The 4,482-nt window shown below is 69.2% G+C and carries 6 protein-coding genes; 1 reads left to right on the top strand and 5 read right to left on the bottom strand.

The genetic code is table 11. The features are described from left to right. Positions 1-81: 81 nt before the first annotated feature. The 5 genes from LAO51_20020 to LAO51_20000 all read right to left on the bottom strand — a co-directional run bounded on the left by LAO51_20020 (position 82) and on the right by LAO51_20000 (position 4,345). Positions 82-999, bottom strand: a complete 918-nt coding sequence (locus tag LAO51_20020) for a TPM domain-containing protein (GenBank protein MBZ5641033.1) — start codon at positions 997-999, stop codon at positions 82-84. Positions 1,000-1,001: 2 nt separating this feature from the next. Further along, positions 1,002-1,652, bottom strand: a complete 651-nt coding sequence (locus tag LAO51_20015) for a hypothetical protein (GenBank protein MBZ5641032.1) — start codon at positions 1,650-1,652, stop codon at positions 1,002-1,004. A gap of 104 nt (positions 1,653-1,756) precedes the next feature. After that, complete coding sequence (locus tag LAO51_20010) at positions 1,757-2,986, bottom strand: acetate kinase (GenBank protein ID MBZ5641031.1); 1,230 nt, start codon at positions 2,984-2,986, stop codon at positions 1,757-1,759. After that, a complete protein-coding gene (locus LAO51_20005) occupies positions 2,983-3,876 on the bottom strand; it encodes a 3-hydroxybutyryl-CoA dehydrogenase (GenBank protein MBZ5641030.1) in 894 nt (297 codons plus the stop codon). The genes LAO51_20010 and LAO51_20005 overlap by 4 nt, the downstream gene beginning before the upstream one ends. 241 nt (positions 3,877-4,117) lie before the next feature. Next, the gene (locus LAO51_20000) at positions 4,118-4,345 is read right to left on the bottom strand and encodes a hypothetical protein (protein MBZ5641029.1); all 228 of its coding nucleotides are present in this window, start codon (positions 4,343-4,345) and stop codon (positions 4,118-4,120) included. On the opposite strand from LAO51_20000, the gene LAO51_19995 reads away from it, so the two are divergent. Continuing rightward, positions 4,279-4,482 (top strand): peptidoglycan-binding protein (locus LAO51_19995; protein ID MBZ5641028.1); only part of this gene is annotated, 204 nt, incomplete at its 3' end. The two genes, LAO51_20000 and LAO51_19995, sit on opposite strands and share 67 nt — an antisense overlap.

Here is a 4,482-nt window from a genome sequence, read left to right as displayed (position 1 = left end):
CAGCCCGATCGGATCCACGATCAGGAACAGGTTCACCACCATGCTGGCGAACAGCGAAGGCCTCATCGCACCCGCCCGACGTCACCAGCCGCTGGACGCGCCGCCGCCGCCGAAGCTCCCGCCGCCCCCCGAGAAGCCGGGGGACCCGCCGAATCCGCCGCCGCCGTGCCCTCGCCCCCCCAGCGCGGCCAATGCCACCCATCCCGGGTGACGCGCCGGCAGGTTCCGGCCGGCGTCCGACCGGTGGAGGATGATCCTCGCGATCGGCAGCCCGACGAGCCAGCCCACGGTCAGGATCGCTCCGGCGATCGGGTGGATCAGCACCGACGGGAATGCGGCGTAGAACGGAACGAGGAAGAGGTAGAGGAACCAACCGGGAAAGCCCGGGCTCAGGATCGCGACCAGCGAGAACACGCCGACCACCGCCGCGAAGAGCGCGAGGCCCGCCACCCGCGCGTACCAGGGGATTCCCGGCGCGAACGCCATGGGTCCCGAAGGCGCCGCCGCGATCCCCTTTCCGCCGAGCGCCGCGATGACCGCGTCGACACCCGACTCGACCCCGCCGCCGTAGTCACCCGCCCGGAATCTCGGCCGCACGACGCCATCGAGAATCCTCCGGCACAGGGCGTCGGGCAGGGTCGCCTCGAGACCGTACCCGACCTCGAGCCGCATCTTCCGGTCGCGCTGGGCCACGAGGAGCAGCACCCCGTTGTCCTTCCCCTTCCGCCCGAGTTTCCAGGTCTCCGCCACCTTCATCGAGTAGTCTTCGAGCGCCTCCCCGTCGAGGGAGCCCACCGTGAGCACCGCGATCTGGACGGTCGTTTCCTTCTCGTACGCCTCGATCCTCCGCTCGATCCTCTCCCGGGTCTCGGCGGGGATGACCCCGGCGTAGTCGTTGACGCGGCCGGTGAGGTACGGCACATCGATGGCCGCGGCGCCCGGCGCGAGCCCGACGAGCAGCGAGAGGACCGCGAAGAGACGGGCGAGAGGCCCGCGCATGGTCAGGGCTTCCCGAGCCTGAGCCCGTTGGCGAGCTCGTCGCGATCGTCGGGGCGAACGTCGACGCCGTGCCGCGCCAGGAGATCGCCGCACTCCCGTATCGCCGCCGCAAGGGCGTCCCCCGGCTTCCCTTCCCGCATCCCGCGGACGATCCCGCCGACGATCCCGTCCCACTCCTCCTGCCGGACCTTGGCGGCGATCCCCCGGTCTCCGGTCACCACGACCCGCCGCTCGAACAGCGAGAGGAAGATCAGCACGCCGGTGCGCTCCCGGGTCGCGAAGACCTCTTCGCTCAGGAACGCCTGCGCGGCCCGCTCCCGGACCCGCTCCGCCAGGACGCCGCGCGGCACCAGGAGGCGCTTGAACGGCGGAGCCAGCTCGGAGGCGAGATGGCCGAGACCGGCCCCCAACACGGCGGGAGCCGCGATCCAAAGCGCGAGGGGCACCCCCCATACCTCGACCGCGTGGAACGCCGCGGCGGATCCGAGCGCCGCCACGAGAGCCCCGAGCGTGGCGCCCCTAGAGGTCGCGTCGGCATACCCGTCGGACCGCTCCACCACGTACGGAACGATCTCCCCCGACGTCCGTTTCTCCGCGTCGCGGACCGCTTCCTCGACCCGGCGAAGATCCTCAGGCGAGAATACCCGACTCATCTTCATCGCGCGGCACCTCCGGCGTGCGATCCCCTGAACGGAACCGGCCGAAAATACCACAACACGAGGTGGAACGAGCCGGCGCGCGGTCGGGGTCCCGAGCGTTACAGCACGCCCTCGATCAGCCGGAGCGCGTCGCGGGCGATGATCAGCTCCTCGTTGGTCGGGATCACGAGCACCTTCACGTGCGCGCCCGCCGGGGAGATCTCCCCTTCGTTCCCCCCCACGGTCGCCGCGTTCCGCTCCGGATCGAGCAGGATCCCGGCGAAAGCCAGCCCCTTGAGGGCGCGCTCCCGGATCGCCGCGGCGTTCTCGCCGATCCCGCCGGTGAAGATCACGGCGTCGGCCCCGCCCATGACCGCGGCGTACGCGCCGATGTACTTGCGGAGTCTGTAGCAGAACATGTCCGCGGCGAGGCGGGCCCGCTCGTTCCCCTTGGCCTCCTCCGCCAGGATGTCCCGCATGTCGTTCGACACCCCGGAGACCCCGTACAGCCCCGAGTGCTTGTTCAGCATGGTCGTGAGCTGGTACTCGGTCAGGTCCTCCTTGTGCATGATGTAGAAGAGCACCGCAGGGTCCAGGTCGCCGCAGCGACTGCCCATGAGCAGCCCCTCGAGGGGGGTGAATCCCATCGAGGTGTCCACCGATCGGCCGTGGTCGATGGCGCAGACGCTCGCTCCGTTCCCGAGGTGGCAGGTGATCAGCCGGGTCTCCTCGCGGGGCCGTCCGAGGATCGCCTGGGAGCGCCAGCCGACGAAGCGGTGCGACGTCCCATGGAAGCCGTACCGCCGGACCGCGTGCCGGACGTAGAGGACGTACGGCAGCCCGTAGACGTAGGCCACGGGCGGCATCGTCTGGTGGTACGCGGTGTCGAACACCGCCGCGTGCGGCACCTCGGGCAGGATCTGCCTCGCGGCGTAATACCCTCGGAGGTTGTGCGGGTTGTGGAGCGGCGCCAGCTCCGAGCACTCCTCGATCTCGCGGATCACGTCGTCGTTGACCAGGACCGACCGGGCGAACTTCTCGCCGCCGTGGACCATCCGGTGGCCGACCGCGTCGATCTCCCGGGCGTCCTCGAGCACCCCCTTCCCCGGGAGCGTCAGCGTCCGGATGATGTCGGCGATGGCGACCCGGTGCTCCAGGATCTCCTTGACCTCCGACGTCTTCTCCGCCCCCTCGGGCCGGTAGGTGTGGATCGCGCTCGACGTCCCGATCCGCTCCACCGAGCCGCGGGCGATCGCGCGGTCGGAATTCTCCTTGATCATGTCCAGCGTGGTCTCGACCAGCTGGTACTTGACGGAGGACGAACCGCAGTTGAGGACGAGGACTTTCATCGCGCGGCCTCCGCCCTCGCGGTCGCGACCCGCCGGCGGCCGTCCCACGCGAAGAAGCCGCGGCCGGTGCTGCGCCCGAGGTGCCCCGCGCGGACCAGCTTCCGCAGGAGGGGGCAGGGCCGGTACTTGACGTCACCCAGCTCGTGGAACAGGTGCTCCATCCAGGCCATGACCTTGTCGAGGCCGATGCGATCGCAGTACTCCAGCGGGCCCATCTGGAACTGGTAGCCGAGCTTCAACGCCAGGTCCACGTCCTCCGCGTTCGCGACCCCCTCCATGACGATGAAAATCGCCTCGTTGAGGAGAGGCACGATGGCTCGCGTGGCGACGAATCCCGGGTACTCGAAGACCTCGATCGCGGTCTTGTCCAGCACCCGCGCCAGCTCCATGGCCGTCGCGAAGGTCTCCTTCGAGGTCTCGATCCCGCGCACCACCTCGACGATCGGATTCCGGCTCACCGGCGGCAGGAAGTGGAGCCCGATCACCCTGTCGGGCCTTCCCGAGGCCGCGGCGATCTCCGTGATGCTGAGGGTGGAGGTGTTCGTGATGAAGATCCGGTCGGGCGGGCAGATCCCGCCGAGCTCCGCCATCACCCGCTTCTTCGACTCGAGCTCCTCGGTGACGGTCTCGATGATCATGTCGGTGTCGGCCAGCAGGTTCACGTCCGACACGAACCCGATCCGTCCCAGGATCACCTTCTTCTCCGAGGCGGTGATCCCCCACTTCCTGAGCTCCTCGTCCAGGGACGAGACCAGCGCCGCGTGGGCCCTCTCCGCGAGCTCGTCCGAGACCTCCTGGAGGATCACCTGGATGCCCGCGGCCGCGACCTTCTCGGCGATGGAACGGCCCATCATTCCGCCGCCCACGATCCCCAGCTTGTGGAGCTCCATGTCCGCCCGTCCTTTTCAGGTCCTGGGAGGTCGGAGCGCTCCCGCGTCCGCCCCCCGAAAGGAGACGCAGATTCAGGTCCGCGAATTGTACCCAAAACCGCCGGGGAGCGCCCGTTCGGAACCCGAGAAAGAGGGCAAGGAATGGCAGGATATGGCCGGAGGAACGACGCGGCGGACGGATGCGGGCCGGCCCCGCACCCGTCCCCCGAGCGAGCGCATCCGCCCCTCGAGGCGGACGGGATCAGGCCATCCGGTCGACCTCCGCGCTCGAGCCGGTGACCGAGGCGATGGACTTCTTGAACATCGCCTTCTCGGCGTCGCTCAAGTCCACCTCGATGATCTTCTCGATGCCCCCGGCGCCGAGCACGCAAGGCACGCCGATGAACATCCCCTTGACGCCGTATTCGCCGTCGAGGAGGGCCGCCACCGGGAGGATCTTCTTCCGGTCGAACGCGATCGCCTCGACCATCTCCAGCGCCGCCCAGGCGGGAGCCGAAGACACAGGCACGAGTCATCGCTTTCCAAAAGCAGGCAAAGCTGGCGCCCGATGGGATTGTGGGTCCGAAGACAACAAAGTCTCTCGTGGCCTCGGTCCTCGCAGACAAC

It is taken from the genome of Terriglobia bacterium (assembly GCA_020073205.1).
Taxonomy (GTDB): Bacteria; Acidobacteriota; Polarisedimenticolia; order Polarisedimenticolales; family JAIQFR01; genus JAIQFR01.
The sequence above is the reverse complement of the archived record's forward strand: the minus strand, read 5'-3'. Positions and strand labels throughout refer to the sequence as shown.

Bases quoted from the DNA above. Each gene is read 5' to 3' on its own strand.
- LAO51_20020 (MBZ5641033.1), bottom strand. From the start codon at position 999: ATGCGCGGGCCTCTCGCCCGTCTCTTCGCGGTCCTCTCGCTGCTCGTC.
- LAO51_20015 (MBZ5641032.1), bottom strand. From the start codon at position 1,652: ATGAGTCGGGTATTCTCGCCTGAGGATCTTCGCCGGGTCGAGGAAGCG.
- LAO51_20010 (MBZ5641031.1), bottom strand. From the start codon at position 2,986: ATGAAAGTCCTCGTCCTCAACTGCGGTTCGTCCTCCGTCAAGTACCAG.
- LAO51_20005 (MBZ5641030.1), bottom strand. From the start codon at position 3,876: ATGGAGCTCCACAAGCTGGGGATCGTGGGCGGCGGAATGATGGGCCGT.
- LAO51_20000 (MBZ5641029.1), bottom strand. From the start codon at position 4,345: ATGGTCGAGGCGATCGCGTTCGACCGGAAGAAGATCCTCCCGGTGGCG.